Annotated in this window: 18 protein-coding genes; 9 read left to right on the top strand and 9 right to left on the bottom strand. The window is 49.3% G+C overall.

All coding sequences use genetic code 11. The features are described from left to right. Positions 1 to 47: 47 nt before the first annotated feature. The 4 genes from rsmD to S7335_RS18740 all read right to left on the bottom strand — a co-directional run bounded on the left by rsmD (position 48) and on the right by S7335_RS18740 (position 3,047). On the bottom strand, positions 48 to 611 hold the full coding sequence (gene rsmD / locus S7335_RS18755) for a 16S rRNA (guanine(966)-N(2))-methyltransferase RsmD (RefSeq protein WP_006453807.1): 564 nt from the start codon (positions 609 to 611) through the stop codon (positions 48 to 50). 75 nt (positions 612 to 686) lie between these two features. Continuing rightward, positions 687 to 1,520 (bottom strand): sulfurtransferase, encoded by an 834-nt coding sequence (locus S7335_RS18750; RefSeq protein ID WP_006453731.1) that lies wholly within the window; start codon positions 1,518 to 1,520, stop codon positions 687 to 689. Positions 1,521 to 1,548: 28 nt separating this feature from the next. Further along, positions 1,549 to 2,421: a tRNA (5-methylaminomethyl-2-thiouridine)(34)-methyltransferase MnmD gene (locus S7335_RS18745; RefSeq protein ID WP_006453586.1), complete on the bottom strand. Its 873-nt coding sequence runs from the start codon at positions 2,419 to 2,421 to the stop codon at positions 1,549 to 1,551. A 50-nt stretch (positions 2,422 to 2,471) separates the two neighbouring features. Continuing rightward, complete coding sequence (locus S7335_RS18740) at positions 2,472 to 3,047, bottom strand: YdeI family protein (protein WP_006457203.1); 576 nt, start codon at positions 3,045 to 3,047, stop codon at positions 2,472 to 2,474. 136 nt (positions 3,048 to 3,183) lie between these two features. Between S7335_RS18740 and S7335_RS18735 the strand changes: the two genes are divergently transcribed. From S7335_RS18735 to S7335_RS18725, 3 genes are read left to right on the top strand one after another with little or no spacing between them, the layout of a single operon-like run. Then, entirely contained in the window at positions 3,184 to 4,170 is a 987-nt protein-coding gene (locus tag S7335_RS18735; protein ID WP_038016513.1) for a J domain-containing protein, read from the top strand. After that, complete coding sequence (locus S7335_RS18730; protein ID WP_006457370.1) at positions 4,171 to 5,424, top strand: ATP phosphoribosyltransferase regulatory subunit; 1,254 nt, start codon at positions 4,171 to 4,173, stop codon at positions 5,422 to 5,424. It begins immediately after the preceding gene. Positions 5,425 to 5,476: 52 nt separating this feature from the next. Continuing rightward, complete coding sequence (locus tag S7335_RS18725; RefSeq protein WP_006457031.1) at positions 5,477 to 5,701, top strand: ferredoxin family protein; 225 nt, start codon at positions 5,477 to 5,479, stop codon at positions 5,699 to 5,701. 204 nt (positions 5,702 to 5,905) lie between these two features. Here the strand turns inward: S7335_RS18725 and S7335_RS18720 are convergent, their stop codons facing one another. Further along, positions 5,906 to 7,888, bottom strand: coding sequence for an SBBP repeat-containing protein (locus tag S7335_RS18720; RefSeq protein ID WP_006455154.1), 1,983 nt, complete (start codon positions 7,886 to 7,888; stop codon positions 5,906 to 5,908). A gap of 400 nt (positions 7,889 to 8,288) precedes the next feature. Then, a complete protein-coding gene (locus S7335_RS18715) occupies positions 8,289 to 9,050 on the bottom strand; it encodes a hypothetical protein (protein WP_006455137.1) in 762 nt (253 codons plus the stop codon). A 163-nt stretch (positions 9,051 to 9,213) separates the two neighbouring features. Between S7335_RS18715 and ggt the strand changes: the two genes are divergently transcribed. The 6 genes from ggt to S7335_RS18685 all read left to right on the top strand — a co-directional run bounded on the left by ggt (position 9,214) and on the right by S7335_RS18685 (position 16,293). Continuing rightward, a complete protein-coding gene (gene ggt / locus S7335_RS18710; protein ID WP_006457587.1) occupies positions 9,214 to 10,806 on the top strand; it encodes a gamma-glutamyltransferase in 1,593 nt (530 codons plus the stop codon). Between the two features lie 150 nt (positions 10,807 to 10,956). Further along, positions 10,957 to 12,384: an MATE family efflux transporter gene (locus S7335_RS18705; protein ID WP_006456073.1), complete on the top strand. Its 1,428-nt coding sequence runs from the start codon at positions 10,957 to 10,959 to the stop codon at positions 12,382 to 12,384. 119 nt (positions 12,385 to 12,503) lie between these two features. Next, the gene (locus tag S7335_RS18700) at positions 12,504 to 13,808 is read left to right on the top strand and encodes a 1-acyl-sn-glycerol-3-phosphate acyltransferase (RefSeq protein WP_006457032.1); all 1,305 of its coding nucleotides are present in this window, start codon (positions 12,504 to 12,506) and stop codon (positions 13,806 to 13,808) included. Between the two features lie 3 nt (positions 13,809 to 13,811). Further along, positions 13,812 to 14,777 (top strand): LD-carboxypeptidase, encoded by a 966-nt coding sequence (locus S7335_RS18695; protein WP_006455631.1) that lies wholly within the window; start codon positions 13,812 to 13,814, stop codon positions 14,775 to 14,777. Between the two features lie 124 nt (positions 14,778 to 14,901). After that, the gene (locus tag S7335_RS18690) at positions 14,902 to 15,612 is read left to right on the top strand and encodes a rhomboid family intramembrane serine protease (protein ID WP_006455817.1); all 711 of its coding nucleotides are present in this window, start codon (positions 14,902 to 14,904) and stop codon (positions 15,610 to 15,612) included. A gap of 33 nt (positions 15,613 to 15,645) precedes the next feature. After that, positions 15,646 to 16,293, top strand: coding sequence for a DUF2301 domain-containing membrane protein (locus tag S7335_RS18685; RefSeq protein ID WP_006457056.1), 648 nt, complete (start codon positions 15,646 to 15,648; stop codon positions 16,291 to 16,293). A gap of 45 nt (positions 16,294 to 16,338) precedes the next feature. Here S7335_RS18685 and S7335_RS18680 read toward each other — a convergent pair whose 3' ends face one another. From S7335_RS18680 to gghA, 3 genes are all read right to left on the bottom strand, one after another. Beyond that, the gene (locus tag S7335_RS18680) at positions 16,339 to 17,382 is read right to left on the bottom strand and encodes a M28 family peptidase (RefSeq protein ID WP_006455482.1); all 1,044 of its coding nucleotides are present in this window, start codon (positions 17,380 to 17,382) and stop codon (positions 16,339 to 16,341) included. 101 nt (positions 17,383 to 17,483) lie between these two features. After that, positions 17,484 to 17,798, bottom strand: a complete 315-nt coding sequence (locus S7335_RS18675) for a DUF6679 family protein (RefSeq protein ID WP_006454289.1) — start codon at positions 17,796 to 17,798, stop codon at positions 17,484 to 17,486. A gap of 536 nt (positions 17,799 to 18,334) precedes the next feature. Beyond that, entirely contained in the window at positions 18,335 to 20,881 is a 2,547-nt protein-coding gene (gene gghA, locus S7335_RS18670; RefSeq protein WP_006456374.1) for a glucosylglycerol hydrolase, read from the bottom strand. Positions 20,882 to 21,040 lie beyond the last annotated feature (159 nt).

Raw genomic sequence — 21,040 nt, 5'->3', positions numbered from 1 at the left:
GCTTCTAGCCATTGTTCTCTCTGTCAGCAGGGTGATAGATGCTTTAGTTATAAATACTTATTAGAGCAATCAAATGAAGTAAAGCGCAAAAAAAAGACGTGGGTACTGCCATATTTCTTCTCCTTGGCAATCTCTAGCCCTTGAGGAATTGGACCAAGCTGACACTGCCGCGTACCGCACTCTATTGCTGCCTGGCCCAAAGGCGATAACAGATCTAGCAGCATGGGTAGCACTGGTTGATACAAGTTGGCCGCATAAGGCGGATCAAAGTAGATCAAATCGAACTTGCCGGTCAATTTTTTGATCTGACGTACCACATCACCTTTGATGATTTGCTGCTTTTGGCTAGTCTTGGCTACCTTCAACCAGTTTTGCTCTACAACTCGGCAAGCTGCCGCCGACTTCTCAATCCCGACAACTTCTGCTGCTCCCCGGCACAGGGCTTCCGCTCCCATAGCCCCGCTCCCTGCACACAGATCTAGCCAGCGACAACCCAAAACCCGCCCTCGCCAGATATTGAACACCGCTTCCCTAACCCTTGCAGAAGTTGGCCTGGTTGCTTCCCCTGCTAGCGTTTTGATTTCGCGATTGCCATAGATTCGAACTGTCATTTACAACCTAGCTGTGTATTTGCCAACAACCTGGACAATCTGGCATAGATACTTCCTGTAAATACGACCACTAGCTTATAGATACGAGCACCAGTCGCTCCAGCCGCCAGGATAGAGCTTGTACATTGGGTGTCCTGCCATTACCAGTGAGAAGAGATTGACACAGGCCGTCACACCTGATCCACAGTAAACGATGGTTTCGGGCGGCAGCTCTAAGCGGTTCCAGTGTTCGGCTAGCTCACCTGTACTTTTGAGCCGCCCATCTTCTGTGCTGGTGTCCTTCCAAAATGAATTGACTGAGCTAGGAATGCTACCTGCAACCGGATCAATTGGCTCGACTTTTCCTTGCCAGCGTTCAGGCGATCTAGCGTCAATGATGACGACGTCCGGCTTGTCTTTTTGCTGCCGCACCGTTTCAACATCTACAATCCAATCAGTCTGAGGATCTGGCACGAAATTTCCTGATTTCTGTACAGGAACTTCTTTACTTAAGGCGAACCCGGCTGATTTCCAAGCTTGGATACCGCCATTTAGTATGGCGACCTGCTCGTGGCCAAGATATCTGAGCATCCACCATAGGCGAGCAGCAAAAGCAAACCGTGAATCGTCATAGATGACGATTTGGGTAGGTCCACTTGGCTGGTCTGAATGAATACCCATCTGGTCAAGCTTATCTACAAATGTATCCCAGTCTGGCAGGGGATGGCGACCGCCGTGGTCTTGTACGGAACTGGAGAGATCTTGATTTAAATCTAGGTAGTAAGCGCCTGGAATATGGCCTGCTCGATACTGTTCGTAGCCTTGCTGTGGCTGTGATAGAGAAAAGCGAGTGTCGATGACGACGAGATCAGGACTATCTAGGTGTTCATAGAGCCATTGAACGTCAGCAAGATAAGAGAACTTTTCCATAGCTTTAGCTACTAGCGGGTTGATATCATTATTGCTTGAACGCGGCCCATCGTTTCCGCCAGGGGCCAGTGGGTATCAGATCGGAGTCCAACTGTTGTTGCGTTCGCCTAGCCAGTATTTCTGAGGCGGTTGAGGTCAGGCTCGGATCGCGGTAGGGAACGGCGGCTTTGGTTTGTAGGTGTTCTTGTTCTTGCTTAGAGAGCTGTCTAGATGAGAGCGGTAGGGCGGCAGGGGAAAAGCTGGCAATAGTGCCTGGCCATTTGCGACTGCCTGCGTCAGTAGAGCGGATAGTCAGACCGATGGACTGTAGGGCTGAGCGTACAGCCGCTGCGCAGGAGTAAGTGACGAGCACTCCATCATTCGGATCGAGACATTGCGCAACTAGCGTTAGGAATTCTAGCGTCCATAGCTGAGGGCAGTGGGGAGGAGAAAACGGGTCTAGAAAGATGGTATCTGCTTGCCATGCCTGATTAACTAGGGTCTGAATTTGCTGGCGGGCATCACCTAACACTAATTGTGCGTATAGAGTTGCTCTTTTGGCGCTGTAGTGGGCTGCTAAGTCTTCTAGGACCTGTGCTAAAGGACTATAGTTCTGGGTTAGGTTTTGTGCGATCGCACTTCTAGCGACTTCTACATCAATCTCTAACGCCCTTAGATTCACAAAACACTGTGGATTTACTCCCCAAATTGTTTCTAGCGCTGCTGCTGTGTTGTATCCCAGTCCGTAGCAAACATCGAGTATAGATAGGCTATTCTGTCTGGCTCTACCAGCGATGTTGGACGCTTCAACGTAGGTTTTCTGGGCTTCGTTGTAGGCACCTGCTCGGCTGTGAAACCATTCATCAAATTCGTCTGAGTAAAACGTATTTGAGCCGTCTTCTGTCCTGACTGGTGTAAACACTTCTCTTATCCGCACATCTTGATTGTGTCAATCTAGAAGACTGTCTTCTTCTAAACTGCCTTCTTATTGAGCGCAGCTTGCGCTACTGTTTTTTCAATTCTTTGCTGGCGGGTTTGCGATCGCTTTGCCATTTTTATCCACTGCAAGATCCCCTTTTTCCCAGATGGACTAAACTTTTCGAAGTTTTGCTTAGCGGTTGGGTTTGCTGCCAAGGCCGCAGATAGATCATCTGGAATTTGTAAAGCCTCCACATCGTCTAAGAAGTTCCAAGATCCGTCTGCCTTTGCCCTCTCAACTTTCTTCATCCCGGCTGGAGTCATTAGGCCATCGCGAACTAACCTGTCTACTCGCTCTTTGTTCAGTTTTGACCAAACGCTTTTTGGCTGGCGCGGTGAAAGCAACAGCATACTTCGGTCTGCATCTAGTTTTCTAGGCAAACTATCAATCCAGCCAAAGCACAGCGCTTCTTCAACAATGGCGTCATAGGGCAAGTAGCGATCGCCTGTATGTTTTTTGTAGGTGACTAGCCAAATGCTCTGAGAGCGAGACTGATTTTCGTTCAACCAGTTACGCCAGGCCTGACGACTATCTACTTCTACCTGCTCTAGATCATTCAGTTTGGACATAGCAAAAATCCACGAATAGCACAACCCTCTACAAACAGCGATTTATTCTATAGCGCACAAAGATTCTACAGCGCACAAAGTAGCGCGCACAGATCGAGGGCACTCTGAGGTCACTATCGATGATCTATAAAAGGCTATGTCTATACAAGCAGGGCTCTTTCAACTTGGCATGATTGATTACCATGCAATACTAGGTTTTTCTCTATCAGCAGAGCCTAGCCAAGTTAGAAGACGCTATCTACAAATTGCCCGCCAGCTCCATCCAGACAGTTTGCACGAAGCTACTGAAGCGCAGCGACAGCTAGCTAGTCAGCTGCTTTCTAAACGAGTGAATCCTGCCTATGAAGTGCTTAGTAAAGGTAAACCGCTAAGAGAACATCAATTTCTACTGAAGATGAAGCAGCAACAGCTCATCGGAGCGCCTGACCTTGTTTCCTTCAACAGCGATCGCGCTCGGAAGCTATTAGATAGTAATCCGTTAGAAGCTGAGTATGCTGCTGCTATCAAACAGATAGCCAGTACGCAGTTTGACACTCTAGACTTGGTGGAATCTGTAATCGGTGAGTTGAGTGAGCTTAATGCCGTCTATCTAATCAGAACAGGAACCCTGAATAAAGGAACTCAGAAAGCTCCTATCGCTTCGAAGCTTGCTACTACAGAGTCTACAACTGCTGGGTCAGCTGTCTCTTCGACTAGAGTTCGGCCTATGAGCGGACAAGCTCGAACGTCTATTATCGATAGCTATATCCGTCGGGCCAAAGAATTTGAAGCGCAGCGTGACTACTCTCGCGGTATTTTAGAACTGCGAGAAGCGATCGGCTCCCATCCCAAAAGTGCACCTTGCCATGCTTATTTGTCTAATCTATACCTTAGATCTGGGCAGGCAACGATGGCTGGAATACATGCGAAACAAGCGCTTGCCATCGAGCCTGAGAACCAAACCGCCCAAACGGTACAGGACAAACTCAGCGCAAGCAAGCACCCAATAAGTCGTAAGCAGACCGCCTCTAGGAAAGGCAACGCTGATGTCAAGGCCCAAAGTAAGGGCACAAAAAAGGGCACAAAAAAGGGAAAGCAGGGAGGCGGTCTTTTACTTGGATTGTTTGGTGGAAAGAAAAAATAGATGCCGGAAGGGAACCCAGAAGGAAAAACATACCAGCCTCCTACAGGGGGCCGAGACCTGCTCCCGTTAGATGTTGTTCAAAAACGTTGGATAGAAGATCGGCTAGAAGAAGTCTTCTGTCGGTGGGGGTATCACCGCATCATTACATCCACTGTGGAGACGATGGATACGCTGATGGCGGGCGGTGCGATTGAGCGAATTGAGGTGCTTGAACTGCAGATGAATCAGCTAGGTGGCCAACGACTTGGGTTGCGTCCAGAGCTGACAGCTTCGATTGCTAGGGCTGCGGTCACTCGGCTAGCTTCAGTCACCTACCCGCAGCGACTTTATTACAACGCGAATGTTTTTCGGCGTTCTGCGACAGGGACCCAGGGTGGACAGCAGGAATATCATCAGGCGGGGATAGAGCTGTTGGGTAGCAGCAGTCTGATGGCAGATATAGAAGTGCTGCTGCTGGTGGCCGATTGCTTAAGTGCGCTTAATCTATCTGATACCTGTATTGTATTGGGTGAGGCGGCTTTGACCTATTCGTTGCTGTCTCCTTTCCCTGAAGAGCGGCGCGAAGCGGTCCGGCAGTCTATCGCAAAGTTAGATCGCGTTGCGCTTAGCGGCCTAGCGCTATCAGATGACTTGCGGAGTTTGGCGCTGCGGCTTATGGATTTGCGAGGGGCGCCAGATGAGATCTTTGCGAAGCTAGCGAATTTTGATCTTGATGAAGAGCAGCGGGTGATCGCCTTTCAGCTCAAATCATTGATCGATTTGCTCAACCGGCAACGACAGCAGGGTGCCAGCATACCGTCAGTTATCCTTGATCTCAGTTTGATCCGCCCTTTTGATTACTACACGGGTATCGTGTTCGAGGTAATCAACGGTGCTCAAAGGGTTGGACAAGGCGGACGCTATGACGACTTACTCTCTGTCTATGATCCGGTGCCAAGCAGCGAGGGATTTCCAGGCATTGGGTTTGTGCTCAATATCGAGCAGCTACACAGAGCGCTGCTGCCGGATAGTCAGATGCCAAAAGAGACACCTCCCAGTGACTGGTTGATTGTGCCAAGGGATGAAAATGCGGTCGCTGCGGCCCTAAGCTATGCACAGAAAGCGCGAGAATCAGCCAACGTGGTGCGGGTTGAGATGAGTTTGGACTTGAATCAATCACCCGATGAAGTAAGGGCGATCGCGCACAAACGCAAAATCAACCAAATTGCGTGGATTTCAGATCAAGGCTTGCCTGATATAGAGATTGTTAACTAAGCTTGATAGAGCGGCTAATTGCGCATGCTCCCTATTTAAGTGAAAGAAAATTGTGTCCCATACTATTGTGACCAACGTTTGCGAAGGTGTTGCCGATTGTGTCGATGCTTGTCCAGTAGCCTGCATTCACGAAGGTCCTGGGAAAAACAAGAAAGGCACTGACTGGTACTGGATTGACTTTGACACCTGCATTGACTGTGGCATTTGCCTTCAGGTCTGTCCCGTAGAAGGTGCGATCCTGCCAGAAGAAAAACCGGAGTTACAAAAGACTCCATAGATTAAGGTGAGTACTTTTGTAACTTCAGCTCACAGCAAATTCTGCATAGCAGCATGAGGATACATGCTTGTGCTGTCTTTATGTGCGTTCCCTAGCGCCGTGCGGTGACGCGATCTTCGCATCGCTGTAGGTGAGATTCCTGTTGTTCTGTAACCGTTTGAACCAACAGGAATCTTCTCAGCAACTCTACAAAAGCTACAGAGACTATACAGCGCCGTCTAATGGAGAAAGGGGAAAGTTTTGGAGTTGACCGCTGTAAGCATCTAGCTTAGTCACCCAAGGGTCGACGTTACCTAGCGGGCCTTCTGTAAACCCAGTTGCATAGAGCCAGCCCCTTCTATCATCGATAGCTAGACGAGTCGCATAATCATCCTTGCCTTCAAGCCCAAACTCCTGAATCCACTGGGTAGTCCCATCGAGATCAAAACGTCCGACCCAGGCATCGTAGTCATTACCACTGCCGCCGTTAGTCAACTCGTCAGTATCTAGATCACCATTGGTGTAGCCTGAGACAAAAAGATTATCAGAGCTATCAATCAAGATGTCTGCAAAAAGCTGACCATCATCCCCAGTAGAGCCAATCTGCTTTTTCCAAACTGGATCGCCACCGTCAGGCGTAAACTTAGCAAGCCAGACATCGTATGATCCAAAGCTTTGATCTCCTAGCGTACCCGTTGTCCATCCCGTAACATAGATATTCCCCTCGCTGTCGGTGTCAACACCCCAAGCGAATTCCTGCGCTTCGTCCGTACTACCAAACTGCTGGGTCCATTCAATCGTGCCATCGGACGCTACCTTAGAGAGCCAGGCATCATACTGCAAAATAGAGCGCGAGGGATCAGCGGGCTCGGTGAGTCCTTGAGTCCATCCAACTAGATAAGAATTGCCAGTGGTATCAACCGCTAGATCATAGGTTTCGTCGAAGAAGGGAGTGTTTGCCAGCGGCGAATCGTCAGGCTGAAGCGGATCGCTTATCTGAGTGAACCATTGCTGCTCGCCGTAACTGTCAAGCTTGACGACCCAAGCGTCATCTTGAATCGGAAAAGCAGGATTAGGACTGGCTTTAATCGCTAGCCCAGATAGATAAACGTTGCCATCATCATCGACCTGAAGTCCTGTGCTCGTCGATGAAAAGCCACCTGTTACACTTTCGCCAATTTGTTGTCCCCACAGAAACTTTCCGTTACGAGCATACTTCGCAACCCAGGCATCGCTACCGTTGGGTGAATCATCACTACCGAAGAGACTACCTTCTGTATCCCCTGCAACATAAAAGTTGCCGTCTGCGTCCGTAACAACGTTGTAGGCACTATCCACGCCAGAAGTTCCTAGCTGAAAAGACTTCCTTCTGCGCGGCCTACCTTTACGACTAATTTTGCTTAGCCAGACGTCCGTAGCGCCTTGATTAGGGCCATTTAAAGAGCCTGTTGTAATCCCCGTAACGTACACCTGACCCCATCTAGGATCTACCGCAATGCCATATCCCTGATCCTGCGCTAGCGTACCGAACTTTCGTCCTCTTCGCCCTTTGTTTCGTTTTGGCTTACCTTCAACAGCTTTGTCCACATACTGAAGATAGTCACCATCTAAAGCTAAATCAACTTCCGGTGTAGATACCACTAGACCCACTAAATCAGCAGCGCCAGTCTCCGTTGAATAGATGGCTTCTCCTGAAAATAGCCCAAGTCCTTCAATAGGGAAATCCTCAAGCTCCTGAAGAACATAGTTACTTTGGCTACCGTGTAGTTGGATGACGTCCTGTTCTGGGTCAAAGTCATAGATAATAGCAAACTGATTGAAGCCACCTGGATCTGTTGTTGTTAGCGCCTGCGCGCTAGGGTTGGTGTAGTAAGCGTGAGACTCATTTCCCAAGACAAACCTGTCTGCGCCCACTGACGGTATGTCTGCAGCTAAGATGGCAAACAAGTTGCCTGCTAAAATCTGGGAGAAAACATTGAACTCTTCTGGAGTGTTATCGAATAGGTCACCGATAAGCAGGTCAACGTTAGGCGTATCAGGCGCTTCGCTAGTCGGATCATAAACGTTGAGAGTGTCGTTTCCGGCTCTACCTAAGACGATCTGAAATTCTTCTCCACCCGGTAAAAGGTTGCTAGCAGGTATGTGCGCAAATATTTTTGAGAGATAGTCACTTCCAGGGGTTCCAAACGAGATATTAATTTCATCCACCTAAAAAAACTCCTATCATTTCTAGCATGGCTAGGAGGCTAGCCATCTCTAGCATGCCCAGTCTAGCTTCATGTATAGCAGTGTAGCGAGAGCCCAAAAAGGTGTAGACTGTGATTCTTTGTTTGAGACTCACAGACACTGAAAGCAACAGTTTTGAGCGCTATCTGTTCTTTCTCGAACAGGAAGTAGCGCATCGTCGTAAACGATTCCGATTGGGTTGTTTCACCAACAGCTCGGATGAGCCTATTTTGTGCTATCTAGCTATAGCATCAAGCTTGTGGTAAACAGGGGTGTGTATTTCACTTGCATTTCACTATAAAGCTAAACGCTTAGCTCTATAGAACGCTCTATAGAACATAGGTTCTAGCGTTCGGATAGGCCGCTAGCTAAGTGTAAATTGCTATAGATTAAATCGCTGTAGCCTTTCGTGCAGTAGTTCTGGGAGTGCTTTGGTCAACTCAGACTTTTTCTCGAAGCTTAGTCGATTGCGAGTGGGCGTATCGAAGGGGAACTGGCCAGGCATGTCTTTGCGTTCCATCTGAGCTAGGATCAGCTGCTCAGGGCGTTTGCTCTGGAGAGCATAGCCCATCTCGACGCAGACTTTGGGGCTAGGGACTAGCTGCGGCGGGGTGCCGTCGATGGTGTGGATAGGCGTGCCATCGGCAATAAATAGTAGCGATCGCCTCACCTGTCTCATGAGGTTGCTGTTGATCTTGACTGCGCCTTGGCTGAGTCGATTGGATTCAACCAAACTAATCGGGAGGCGAGATTTGTTGTTGAACTTTTTGATGAAAGCTTCGAGCGCATCTCTAAGTAGGTCACTAGAGTCGGTATATTCGGTTTGGTAGCTAAAAAAGATAGTGGGATCAAGATTGGAGAGAGAGTCTTGCTTGGCGAAGTAGATTTCGTGGCTGATAAGGTCGATATTGGCGATCGCGTAGATCCCACTGCCTTCGATATAAAATTCAACGCGATCGCCTTCTAGATAGCGCTGAAACCATTCGGCTTGCTTAACTTCCTCAATATCTTCTAGAAAGTCGGCTCGCAATGCTGATTTTAATAGGCTGTTTTTGGCTAGCCGTAGATCATGAGGGCGCTGTTCTAGATCGCGAATAGGTTCGTAGTCGCTGAGATACCAGGCTTTGAGAGCGATAATAGCCATTTACGGCAAGTGTCCTTTCTTTGCTTACTTTTTACTTTAATTTATTACTACCGAGAATAATGGTTTCACAAGAAAAAGTAATACGTTTGTCCTACTTTCCTCGTTCTATTTATCGGATCTTGTGTCTAGTTTGGTTATTCGATTTATTTTGTGAGGGTGTGAGATGACAGGTGTAGTAGCGGCAGGCCACGAGCTTACGGCTGAGGCTGGAAAGGAAGTTTTGTCAGTGGGTGGCAATGCTTTCGATGGGGCGATCGCCTCTTTGCTAGCAGCTTGTGTTGTAGAGCCGACGCTGACTTCTTTGGGCGGAGGCGGCTTTTTACTAGCACATCAGGCAAAGAGCCATACAGATACGCTGTTTGATTTCTTCACGCAGACGCCCAAGACTCGATCTACTTCTACTAAGCCTGATTTCTATCCCATTGAGGCGAACTTTGGCGATACGATTCAAGAGTTTCATATCGGGCTAGCCTCGATCGCAGTGCCGGGGCTATTAGCGGGCGCGTTAGCCGTGCATAAAAAGCTAGGTCGATTACCGCTAAAGGTAGTGGCTGAACCCGCGATCGCCTTTGCTAGAAAAGGGGTCACGGTGAGTGATTTTCAGGGCTACTGCTATGAACTGCTAGATTCAATTTTGATGGCGACACCAGCGTCTAGAGAGATCTATGCGCCAAGAGGGCACCGCTTGCTAGCTGGCGAACAGCTACAGATGACTCAGTTTGCCGATACCCTAGAATACCTCGCTAGCTTAGGCGATCAAGCTGCGAGAAAGGCCTTCTATGAGGGCGAGATTGCCCAGCAGATTGTGAAAGACGCTCAAGCGCAGGGCGGCTATTTAACGCTGGCTGATTTTCGCGACTACCATGTGATTGAGCGCGTGCCGCTGAAGGTGAACTATCGAGGGGTTCAGATGCTAACCAACCCCCCACCGAGCGCTGGCGGAGCGCTGATTGCTTTCTGCTTGGAGCTATTGAATCAGTTTGACTTGAGTGCGATGACGTTTGGATCAGCGCAGCATTTGACCTTGCTTTCCCAAGCGATGCGGTGGACGAATGAAGCAAGGCGATCGCACCTAGACGGATCTCTCTTTGATCCGGCTATTGTCGATAAATTTCTAGCTGTCGATCTCATCGAAAAATATGCCAAACCGCTTAATGACCTCATGGATAAAGGGCTTAACCGGTGGGGTAGTACTACTCATATCAGTGTAATGGACGATGAAGGGAATGCGGCGAGTGTTACTAGCTCGAATGGTGAAGGGGCGTCCTATGTCGTACCGGGTACCCAAATCATGCTGAACAATATGCTAGGAGAGGAAGATCTCAATCCACACGGTTTTAATAGCTGGCCATTAGATCAGCGGATGTCATCGATGATGGCACCCACCATAATATTAAAGGACGGAAGACCACAGCTAGTGTTAGGCTCGGGAGGCTCTAATAGAATTCGTTCCGCTATTTTGCAGGTCATCTGCAACGTATTGGACTTCGGTATGTCGATGAAGCAGGCCGTGGAGGCGCCTCGTATCCACTGGGAGAATGGGGTGTTTCATCTAGAGCCTGAATTGGACTTGCCGGTGAGCGCGTCCGCTGTGTCAGATCTCACTACGTTGTTTGGTACTAAAGAAGTCGTGCAGTGGCAGCAGGCCAACATGTTCTTTGGCGGTGTGCATACAGTGGGGCGAATGGAATTAGGCTTAGAAGGTGCTGGAGATCCTCGGCGTAGTGGCGCTGTTAATGGTAAAGCTTCAGATTAGCATTGTTGCGAAGCAATACAGCGTTTGGCTTAAAAGTGCCTAATCAGAGGTATCGCTAGCTAGAGCGGCGCCGCTAATTAGGAAGAGTGATTGAGGGGTGGATACTTTAGTTTTGAGATTTGGACCGAAGATTTCTAGCAGGCTGAAGCGATGAGAGGGAAATTCCCTAGGAAAAAGGCTAAGCCGGTACCATGGGCAAGAGCGGTTGGCAAAGGTCCGAAATTTGGTGTGGTTCTAGAGATCAAGGCATTCTTGAAGCTGGCGATTCCACTGGCGATCGCCCAAGTTGCTCAGTTCGCAGTTAGCTTCGTAGATACGATTATGATGGGCCACCTGGGTACAGCCAGTCTAGCTGCTGGTGGATTGGCCTCTACCACTTTTCAAATGGCTTTGACGGTCATCACTGGTTTTGTAATGTCTGTAGGCGTACTTGCTGCCGAAGCCTATGGAGCAGATAAGAAGCACCGGTTGACGGGTTTAGCTAGACAAGGGCTGTGGCTGTCTCTGCTGCTAGCAATTCCTTTCATGCTGTTGCTAACTCAGATGACAACCGTGCTCACTTTTCTACAGCAGCCAGCAACAGTGGTGGCTTTAGCGCAGCGGTATTACAGCGGCATTGCGTTTGGGGTGCTGCCGGCCCTGGGGTTTGCGATGCTGCGAGGCTATCTGTCGGCGTTCTCTTTGGCGAATGTGGTCACGGGCGTGGTCGCGATTGGAACGGCGTTTAATATTGCCTGCAACTATGTCCTGGGCTTTGGTAAATTTGGCTTTCCTCGTTTGGAGCTGTTAGGTCTAGGGATAGGCAGTTCGCTCAGTCTATGGCTGATGCTTTTGCTCTTTTCGGTTTACGTTTTCCGACATCCGGAGGTGAGCCAGTATCAGTTTTGGCATGACTGGCAGTATCCAAATAGTAAAATTCTGCGGCGGCTAGCGACGGTTGGCGCGCCAATTTCTCTGACGCTAATTCTAGAGCTAGGCATGTTTACGACGTTAGCGTTTATGGCGGGTAGTCTGGGCACAGAGGTATTAGCAGCGCATCAGATTTCGTTTCAGGTGATTGCGCTGATCTTTATGGTGCCGATTGGGATGTCGCAGGCGGTGACGACTAGAGTCGGGCTGTGGTTTGGCCAAGGTGATATCTGGGGTGCCAGGCGAGCTGGTTTAGTCGCAACAAGTGCAGTGGCTATCTTTTTGGGGACAAGCGCGATCGCTCTATTTATCTTCCGGCCATTGCTGATCGCTCTATTTATTGATGCGCAGGATGCTAGCAGCGCCGAGGTGATCATGATCGCGATGAATCTGCTGCTGATTGCGGCTGTAGCTCAGGTACCCGATGGTATACAGCGGGTGGCGATGAGTGCGCTCTACGGACTGCAAGATACTAAAGTGCCTGTAGTTTTGAGTGCGATCGCCTTTTGGGGAATAGGTATTACCAGCGGCTATGTGCTTTGTTTTCTTGTCGGCTGGGGTGCGGTGGGCCTGTGGATAGGACAGTACACCGGATCAGCTGTGGCTGGCGCTATGTTTATCGGACGTTTCTACAGCTTGACCCATCGACGCTTTAGCACTATCCGTTAGCTATGAAATCCATATGACCCTATGAGAGCCTAGCAGGACAATTCTAGCGTTGTCTAAAGGAAGCGGCTGGGATGACACGGCTACCGATATATTGAGGTCACAGATCTCGTGCATTTTTTATGGCTGCTGATCAACTGTTTGCTCGTTTGGTAGAGCGTTCTACGGAACCTAAAACCTTCTATCCTCCAAAGCAGATTCCGCTGATGGCTAGGTTAGTTCAGAGCATTAGCTATGTGCTAGCCAGAATTCTTTATAAAGCTAAGCTATCGGTCTCAGAAGAGTCGGTGGCTAAGGTAAGGGCGATCGATAGCAATACCAGGATGGTGTTGGTATGCAATCATCCGACGCTAGAAGATGGTATGACGCTATTTGTACTGTCAGCTCGAATTGGGCAGCTGTTTCACTACGTCGTCGCGTATGAGGCGTTTGATGGACTGATGGGGTGGTTTATTCAGCGGCTGGGCTGCTATTCTATTCGGCGCGGTGTGGGCGATCGCACCAGCATTAGTCAAACACTGACTTTGCTAAAGCAGCCTGACTGTCGGCTGGTGATTTTCCCAGAAGGCGGCTGTTCGTATCAGAACGACACGATTATGCCTTTTCGCCCAGGTGCAATTCAGCTACCGATGTCAGCGCTAGCGCAGATGGCCAAGAAGACAAGCTCTCCTGAGCAAGCCCCTGACGTTTTTGTCGTTCCTATCAGTCTGAAGTATCGCTATCGCCAGCCGATGCGTCAGGTGATCGAGAAGACACTCTCACAGCTAGAAGAACGGCTGAAGATTACCCCCGATCTCACCACTAGCAGTGAGACTAAAAAACGTAACTATCGCAGGCTCCGCCGGGTAGCCAATCAGGTCATTCTAAGGATTGAACAGGAAGCAGGTTTAGTCAGCGAAGATCAGTTGAATTGGAATCAACGAATCAATCGGCTTAGGCAGATTTTTATTGAAAAGTGTGAGACGGCGTTAGAAATCAAGCCCAATTTGAACGTGCCAATGCGCGAGCGGGTGTATAGAGTTCAGGCGATGCTAGATGAGACTGAACCTACTGAAGATGAGAAGGCGCTGCGGACGGAGCTGTTAGGACCTGAAGGGCTTACCCGTGAAGAAGTGTATTGGGATACGGTGCGCTTGCTGAACTTTGATGCGATCTACGATGGCTATGTGGCAGAAGCGCCAACTCCAGAGCGGTTTCTAGATACGTTGACGCGGATAGAGCGAGAGGTATTTCATCTAGAGCATGCTCCACCGAAAGCCCCTCGCAAGGCTTGTTTTTATATTGGTGATCCGATCAATTTGAAAGACTATCTAGAGGATTATCAGCGCGATCGCACCGCCACCATCGATCAGCTCTCAGATCATCTGCGTGATACTATGCAGCGCAATCTAGGTAAGATGAGCCGCCCAACAACAGAAGTTGTGTAGGCTATGAAATTTGCGCATACTATCTGCCAGCTCCCGCCAGCGCTAGTACCTGGTGATCTGCTCTGCGTTATCTCACCGAGCGGTGGCCTACAGTCAACTGAGCTATTCGAAGAAGGGCTAGCGATTTGGCGACAGCGAGGATACAAAATTCACCTAAGTCCGGGATATGACCATAGTTGGGGTTATCTTGCGGGGACAGATGAACAGCGAAGATCGCAGCTGCTGACGGCTTTGAACAATCCTGAGTGCAAGGGGATCTTGTGCTCTAGAGGCGGCTATGGTGGCACTCGGCTGCTAGAAGACTGGCAGTGGCCCCAGGCGAGTCTTGCTCAGGGAAGCACAAACCAGGAGACCAAATGGCTGATCGGATTTTCGGATATAACCAGCTTGCTATGGAGCCTGAGCCGGCAGGGGGTGGCTGGCGTGCATGGCCCGGTGCTGACGACGCTAGCAGCAGAACCCACTGAGTCAATAGAACGGCTGTTTGCGCTGGTAGAGCAGCATCAGATTCGGCCTTTGCAGGGGCGTGGCTGGGCGCAGCGGGGTTGCGGTGGCGTGGCCAGCGGTGCGCTGCTGCCGGGGAATTTGTGTGTGTCGACGCACCTGCTAGGAACTGAGGCAGAACCTAATCTGACGGATGTAATTCTGGCGTTTGAGGATGTTGGCGAGGCGCCGTATCGGCTGGATAGAATGCTGACTCAATGGCGGTCTATGGGCCGATTTGACGGCGTCAAAGGAATTGCGCTAGGGCGGTTTAGCGGTTGTGAGCCCACCAAACCGGGGCCGACTTTGAGTGTGGAAGCAGTGATGTGCGATCGCCTAGCCGACTTGCAAATTCCCATCGTATCGGGTCTGCCTTTCGGTCATGACGGTGAAAATGCGGCCATGCCAGTTGGTTTGTCTGCAAAGCTGGATGCTGATTCTGGCGTTTTGTCTTGGCCTATGTCTACCAAGGGCGATCGCCTTTGACAAGAGTGCAAACTGAGGTCGGATTCTTGGACGTCTTAATGTTTCGAGGGATTAGAGGAATTAGGGTGTTCGCACGGATTATTAGCAAACCTTGTAAAATAAGGAATCATAATTTATTAGCGCCGTGGTTCCTTTAAGAGACGACAATCCGACTTCTATCACTCCTGTTGTCGTCTATGCGCTACTAGCGCTGAACGTTGTTATTTTTGTTCATCAGCTAATGCTGCAAGCTAGCTTAGGTGAACCTGGTTTGCAACAGTTTTTCAACGAGTGGGCGATTGTTCCTGCTGAGTTAACGGCTTCTTTTGGCTCGGGCGTAGATCAAGAGTGGTTTACGCTGATTTCTTCCCAGTTCTTGCATGGAGGATTGCTGCATCTGGGAGGCAATATGCTTTACCTATGGGTGTTTGGTAACAATGTCGAAGATCAGCTAGGCCACGCTAAATTTTTATTCTTTTACCTGCTGTGCGGCGTGCTAGCGGGTCTTGCACAGTGGTTTTTTGATCCGGCCTCTCCTATTCCAACGCTAGGTGCGAGCGGTGCAGTTGCAGGGGTGATGGGCGCGTATATCTTACGATTTCCCCGGGCGCGGATTTTGACTTTGGTGCCACTATTTGTCTTTATCACGACGTTTCGAATTCCAGCTATCTTCTTTTTGGGCTGGTGGTTTATTCAGCAGACTTTCTATAGTTTGATGAGCCTAGGTGCAACTGCTGATGTGGGTGCATCCGGTGGCGTCGCTTATTGGGCGCATGCGGGAGGGTTTGTCTTCGGCGCTATCTTAGGCCCGATGCTGGGTCTGTTCTCTAAGGGCCAGGATAATCATCGGTTTTGACCGCTATTGTTTTAATCAGGGAGTGTAGATTTTATGACTGTACAAACGCTGAATGATGTTTACGAAGGCCAGTTTGGGTCTTTTACGATTGAGCAAAGCGATCGCCAAGAGGTGATTCTCTATCGCGCCGGACTAGCTGTTGCTGCAGGTAGTTTACTGATTGCGACTATCTGTTGCTTTCTAGCACCGACTGTCTTAGGGACTGTCGCAACGCTTTGCTATGTCTTACTATGGGCCGCGTTAGGACTAAGCTTGTTCAAAATTCATATTTATCTGCGTCTGCTGCACCGAGTCCTTCAGGCCTTTTGGTTGATTGGGGGACTAGCTAGTATTGCGATCGCTCTTCTCTACCCTACGCCGCTTGCCTTAACTGCCTATCAATTTCCACTTACCATTTTCGGTATTGGCTTTACCTTCGCTGCGCTGACGGGCATCTTTTTCAAAGAAGCTTTCTGCTTCAATCGTCTGGAGACTAAGTTTTTGGTTTTTCTAGTTCCCGGATTGCTGTTGGGTCATATGGTGGGGGTCTTATCTACTGCTAGCGAGCAGGGAATGTTGGTAGCGATCGCTGTTTTGTTCGTTATCTTTGCCGTTAGGAAAGTAATTCAGCCAATTCCACCTGACATTGGTGATAAAAGCGTCTTTGAGTATTTAGAACAAGAGAGACAGCAGTCTGCTTAGAAGCGAGAGTCAGAGGGGAGACCTCTTTTTTACGATGGTTGATCTTTAGGAAGACTGACTGAGTAATGTGGCCACTACATTCACGATATGCTGTGCGCTGCCTGTAAAAAAGCTAGGGTCTAGCGTTTCTGGCGTATCGCTGGCGGTGTGATAGTTTGGATTGCGAAAGTTGGCAGTATCTGTCACAAAGATGGCAGGAATGTCTCTTTCCCAAAAAGGGGCATGATCGCTGCGTAGCAGGTTGGGAAAGAAGCGCAGGGTTGCTTGTGGAATCGGTAAGCTGAGCACTAGCGGCCAATTGGTTTGCGCCGAGCCGAGGAAGGCACCGATAAGCTCTGTGTGAGTAGATAGCCCTAGTACGGCTAAAAAATCACCTGTATTCGGTACGTTCTGCAGCGGTAGTCCTTCAGGATACTGTTGACAGCCTGGAACGTGACAAGCATAGCCAATCATATCTAAGATGACTGCGCCTTGAACGTTGGCGATGTTGCTCTCTAGCTGAGTAAAGGCCAAGCTACCTAGAAGTCCGCTGCCGTCTGGCTGTTGTTCCTCTTGGTCAAAAAAGACTAGTTTGAGTGTCTTGGTAAAAGGGGAGCTGCTGCTCGCTTCGGAGAAGAGACGAGCGGCTTCTAGCAAAGTGGCGATCGCACTGCCATTGTCATCTGCTCCAGGTGAACCCATCTGACTGTCGTAGTGAGCACCTAGTATAATCACGCCTGCGGCAGAATCAGAGCCAGCTAGCTCGCTGATGATGTTGATTCCTCCGGCGGCTAGCGATCCGGTCTGGGGATGGTTGTAGCGTTGAGTGAAAGGTGAAAGACCATAGCTGGTAAGCACTTGGGTAATGTAGTTGCGGATAGGCGGCTTTTGATCTGGCGTCGCTCTAGTCTGTGAGACATTACTAACGTGGTTGAGTAGCTGGGTTTGGTCAATGATTAGATTGAGGTTGCTATAGGTTTGAATAGACGGCGTGATCGCAGGAATCTCGGGAAGGAGAACTGATCTGATCCGGGTGATGGGATTGCCCCAGATCAGTATGGTCATGGTGATAGCCGCGATCGCTATAAAAACTCCGCTCCGTTTTCCCATTCAAAAGGTTCTCCCAATCAAGCGTAAAGGCTCAAAGTAAAAGCAGGTAATCCGGATGAACAACCTGCTTACCGACTTTTGCTTTATTTCTAAATTGCCTTCTAGTTCATCCGATCATCAAACTCGGGGCTACTCTCTTTTTGTAGTAACTTAGAGAGCTGACCGCGAATGTCTGCTAGTTGAGGGTTGTTGCACTTAGGGACGACAACTAGGCGCACCTCAATTTCCGAAACATTATCAACGCGTGTCGTTTTTTCCCAAATCTTGCGTTCAGTGTCGGATTCGGACTCGTATCGGAAAGTCAGCATATTGTCACCGACTTCCAAAATCTCAACATTCTTAAACCAACCGTTGCTGCTCTGAATGTACAGCCAGACACCCGGCTTGCCAATCAGTTCTCTAAGTTTCCTTTCCATTCTTGTAACATCCCAACCCAAAACGACTGAGCACAAAATGCTAACTGAAGGATTAAAACGCAAGTGGTCGCGTCTCCTTCCCGTTTACTCTCTGCAATCATTACAGAATATTAGCATTGTGAGAAGTTTTATAACGTAAATCGGTAGGGAATATTAAGCGAAAGTTAATTTTATTCCGCATCAGCTCTGCAGCAATCCACCGTCGTGTATAGGTTACGTTTTTTGGTTAGTCAGCAATTATTACTTTGCAGCTAAGGTTCTTCGGCGGTGACTGTGGTGAGGGAATACTTTTTCGGATGCTGACTTTTGTATCAATTCTTTAAGTTGATGGCTGTCTGCTGCCTATATCAAGAACGCAGCGGCTGAATCGATGCAGACTGATGAACTGATAGCTGAACTGACAGCCAACAGCTCATACGAAGCTTGAGTAGCTGACAGCGCTTTGATAACTTTGGGAATCAAAGCGCACTGAAGATATTTCTAAACGTTGATATTTGCTAGTGTGGGTACTTATGTTGGTATCGGTGTGCCGATATTTAGATGGGCTCTAGCAAGACACCTTGACCGTCACGCAGTTCAAATGCCCTGAGATCCTTCAGTGCTGCTTCAGGAATGCCAGGTGTTGCTAGAACGACTTTCCACTGGGTCATGTCTAGCTGTAGCCATTCATCTAAGTTGACAGTGCAAGGCAAGCCGCCCATATGGGTCGCCATGGCAATCGACTGTTTTCTAGTTTCTGGATGACAACGCAGACCATAAAAGAGCGTTTGCTGGTCGTTACTGATACGGTTGAAGCGATCGCATCCCAAGATGTTGTCTTGTAGCCAGGAATGCGAACGGCGATAGTGACGCAGCGCTAGATGAAAAGCCGCTGTTGTCGGATCGATTTGATCGAAGAAATTGCTTACCTTGCAGAGATTATGACTATCTTCCATGAAGGCCATTGCAAATTTCTTGAGCTTAGCGACGTCTAAGGTCGCTAAAAAGCGAGGTAGGTTGGGTCCATTAAGATCTTCTAAAGCGGGCACCTCGCAGAACCCGTGATCTTCGCCAAGACAGTGACTACAGAACTTGGCTACTTGCTCTAAGTCATAGTCTGTTTCTACCATGGCCGTCTGTAGCGCTTTGCCAAAGTCTCGTAGTTTCTCTAATGAGGTGAACCCAAGCTGCTTGATCTGCACAAAGCTGGTCTCTTTTTCGTATATCTCTGGCGAGACTTGCCAGTCTAAGAAGCCAATTTCTTCTGAAGCGACTTTGACGCCATAGCGATCGTCGGTATTACGGAAAAAGCCCCAAGACGCCCCGACCGTGGCATTGAGAAAATCCATGGGTAACCCAGGACAAAATCCCTGTACCCAAATCTGTGTGGCCGGGTTGTTGTAGGCGGTATTGAGTACCTCAACTAAAGAGCTACCAAGGTTCCAGTTGATGGGTTTGTCAAGATTTATCTGATTGCCTCGGCGGACGGTATCGTGATTGCCGCAGCCTGTAATCCAGCGGTTGCCCTGAAAGATCACCTCGCAGGCACGTCGCCACTTTTTGTCCCAATAGCCTTCTAGCGTTGGGGTATTGTGGGCAAAAATTAACGGCCCCCATTGGAAAGACTCAGGTTTCTTTTCGATTAGCTCTCGATAGCGCGAGATCTCTTCCCATCCTTCTTGGGGCCAGGGGCGACCGTCCTCAAAAATAGTGAACATTAGCCTTCTGTAGCCCTGAATGTTTTGGGCTAGATCACTCATAGCCAGCAGGTAGGTATCGTCTTGCTCTACACGGTCGGTCAAAGGATTGAAGAAGCGGAAATCTTGTCCTCCATCGATGCGGATGCCATCCGCGCCTGTGTTTATCTTCCGACGCTGCATTTCTAGTAGAATTGCTCGCACCTGGGGCGACTGGTGATTGAGATCCTGTCCGTACATGTTCGGACCTTTGAGAAACTGATGATTGAGTAAGTCCAAGGCCTGATTGTCAGCATGGCCATAGACCAGATCGTAGATGAGCAGAATTGGGCCTTGTGAGAAGTTGTGCAGCGTAGCAACAAAGTCAATCACTTCGTCGGGCCTGAGGCTGCCGAGGACGGCTGGATTAGTTGCAGAAGAGCCTAAGATAGGCACGTCATAGCCCCAGTTCTGGGTGTTGGGCTTACGAAGGGTAACGGTGGGCTTATGGTAAAAGTCTGAGGTTAGGGCATGAGGAACCGGAGGAACGGGAACGTCTTCTTCGGTGGATGAGGGTAAGACTTTAGCTGCTTTTGGCGGAGCGGAGTGGATAGAGAAGAAGAGATGTTCGCCAGTGGTATCTTCGCGGCGATATTCAATAGTCGGTTCGACTGGAAGTAGTTGGATGGCATCGTAGCCAGCATAGACAGCTTCTTCGGGGGCAAGCGTTTGACCGTCCGCAAGTTTGTCTGAGATACGCTGATAGATCTCGGTCAGTCCTTCTAGAGTGCCAGCAGCAGAGGCCGTATTAACGTGAATTTGTAGAATGCTAGTGGGCGCGGGTATGCGGGGAATGGTCGTGTCGCTAAGATTGGTAGAGCTACCGGTGCGGCGGAAGTAGGCCAGATCAGCGCGCTTTCTTTGGAGTCTGCGCATGTTGTAGAGTTCGGCTGGGGCAAAGACGCCATAGGGTAAGGAGTAGGCCAGCGGATCGCGGATAATTTGGACTTTGCCATCGGCGTCTTCATAGCGCAGCCAGTAGAAGCATCCTGCTTGGTCGCGGGTGCCTGCTTGAAGTCCGTAGACAACGGCCCAGACGTACTCGCCTTGCTTGATGACAGGTATGCGCGATCGCCTAAATCGCGCCTGCTGCTCTTTGGCCCGAAAATCGATCGGATCTATGGGCGTAAAGATCTCTAGCTCTAGCTTGTGCTCTGACTGAATGATGTCGCCGGCAAGCTCAGGTGTCCAAAAGCCAATTTCTGTTAGGCGATCGCTGCGATAGTTAGTTCCTAGCCGATGGGCAATCCGCTGCGCTTTCTCGAAGTAAGTCGTTGTTGAATCGCGCTGAATACTATCTGCCCATTCCACCAGACTGAGCGTTTCGTCTTCAATGAATCGAATCCGTTTTGCTGCTGCAACTACCACCGCAAATTTATCCCTAAAAGTGATTGGATTTGGTGGGCCTACGTCTTAGAAACCCCAGAAACCACATTAATGTTTTTATCTACAGTTGTGACAAAAGCGCATAAAAATAGATCTTTTCTAACGTCTTTTTAGCGTTAGAGTCACCTAACAGATGAAGAT

The sequence above is a fragment of the Synechococcus sp. PCC 7335 genome (genome assembly GCF_000155595.1).
In the GTDB taxonomy this organism is placed as follows: Bacteria; Cyanobacteriota; Cyanobacteriia; order Phormidesmidales; family Phormidesmidaceae; genus Phormidesmis.
Note: the sequence above shows the minus strand (reverse complement) of the source record. Positions and strands in the feature narration are given on the sequence as shown.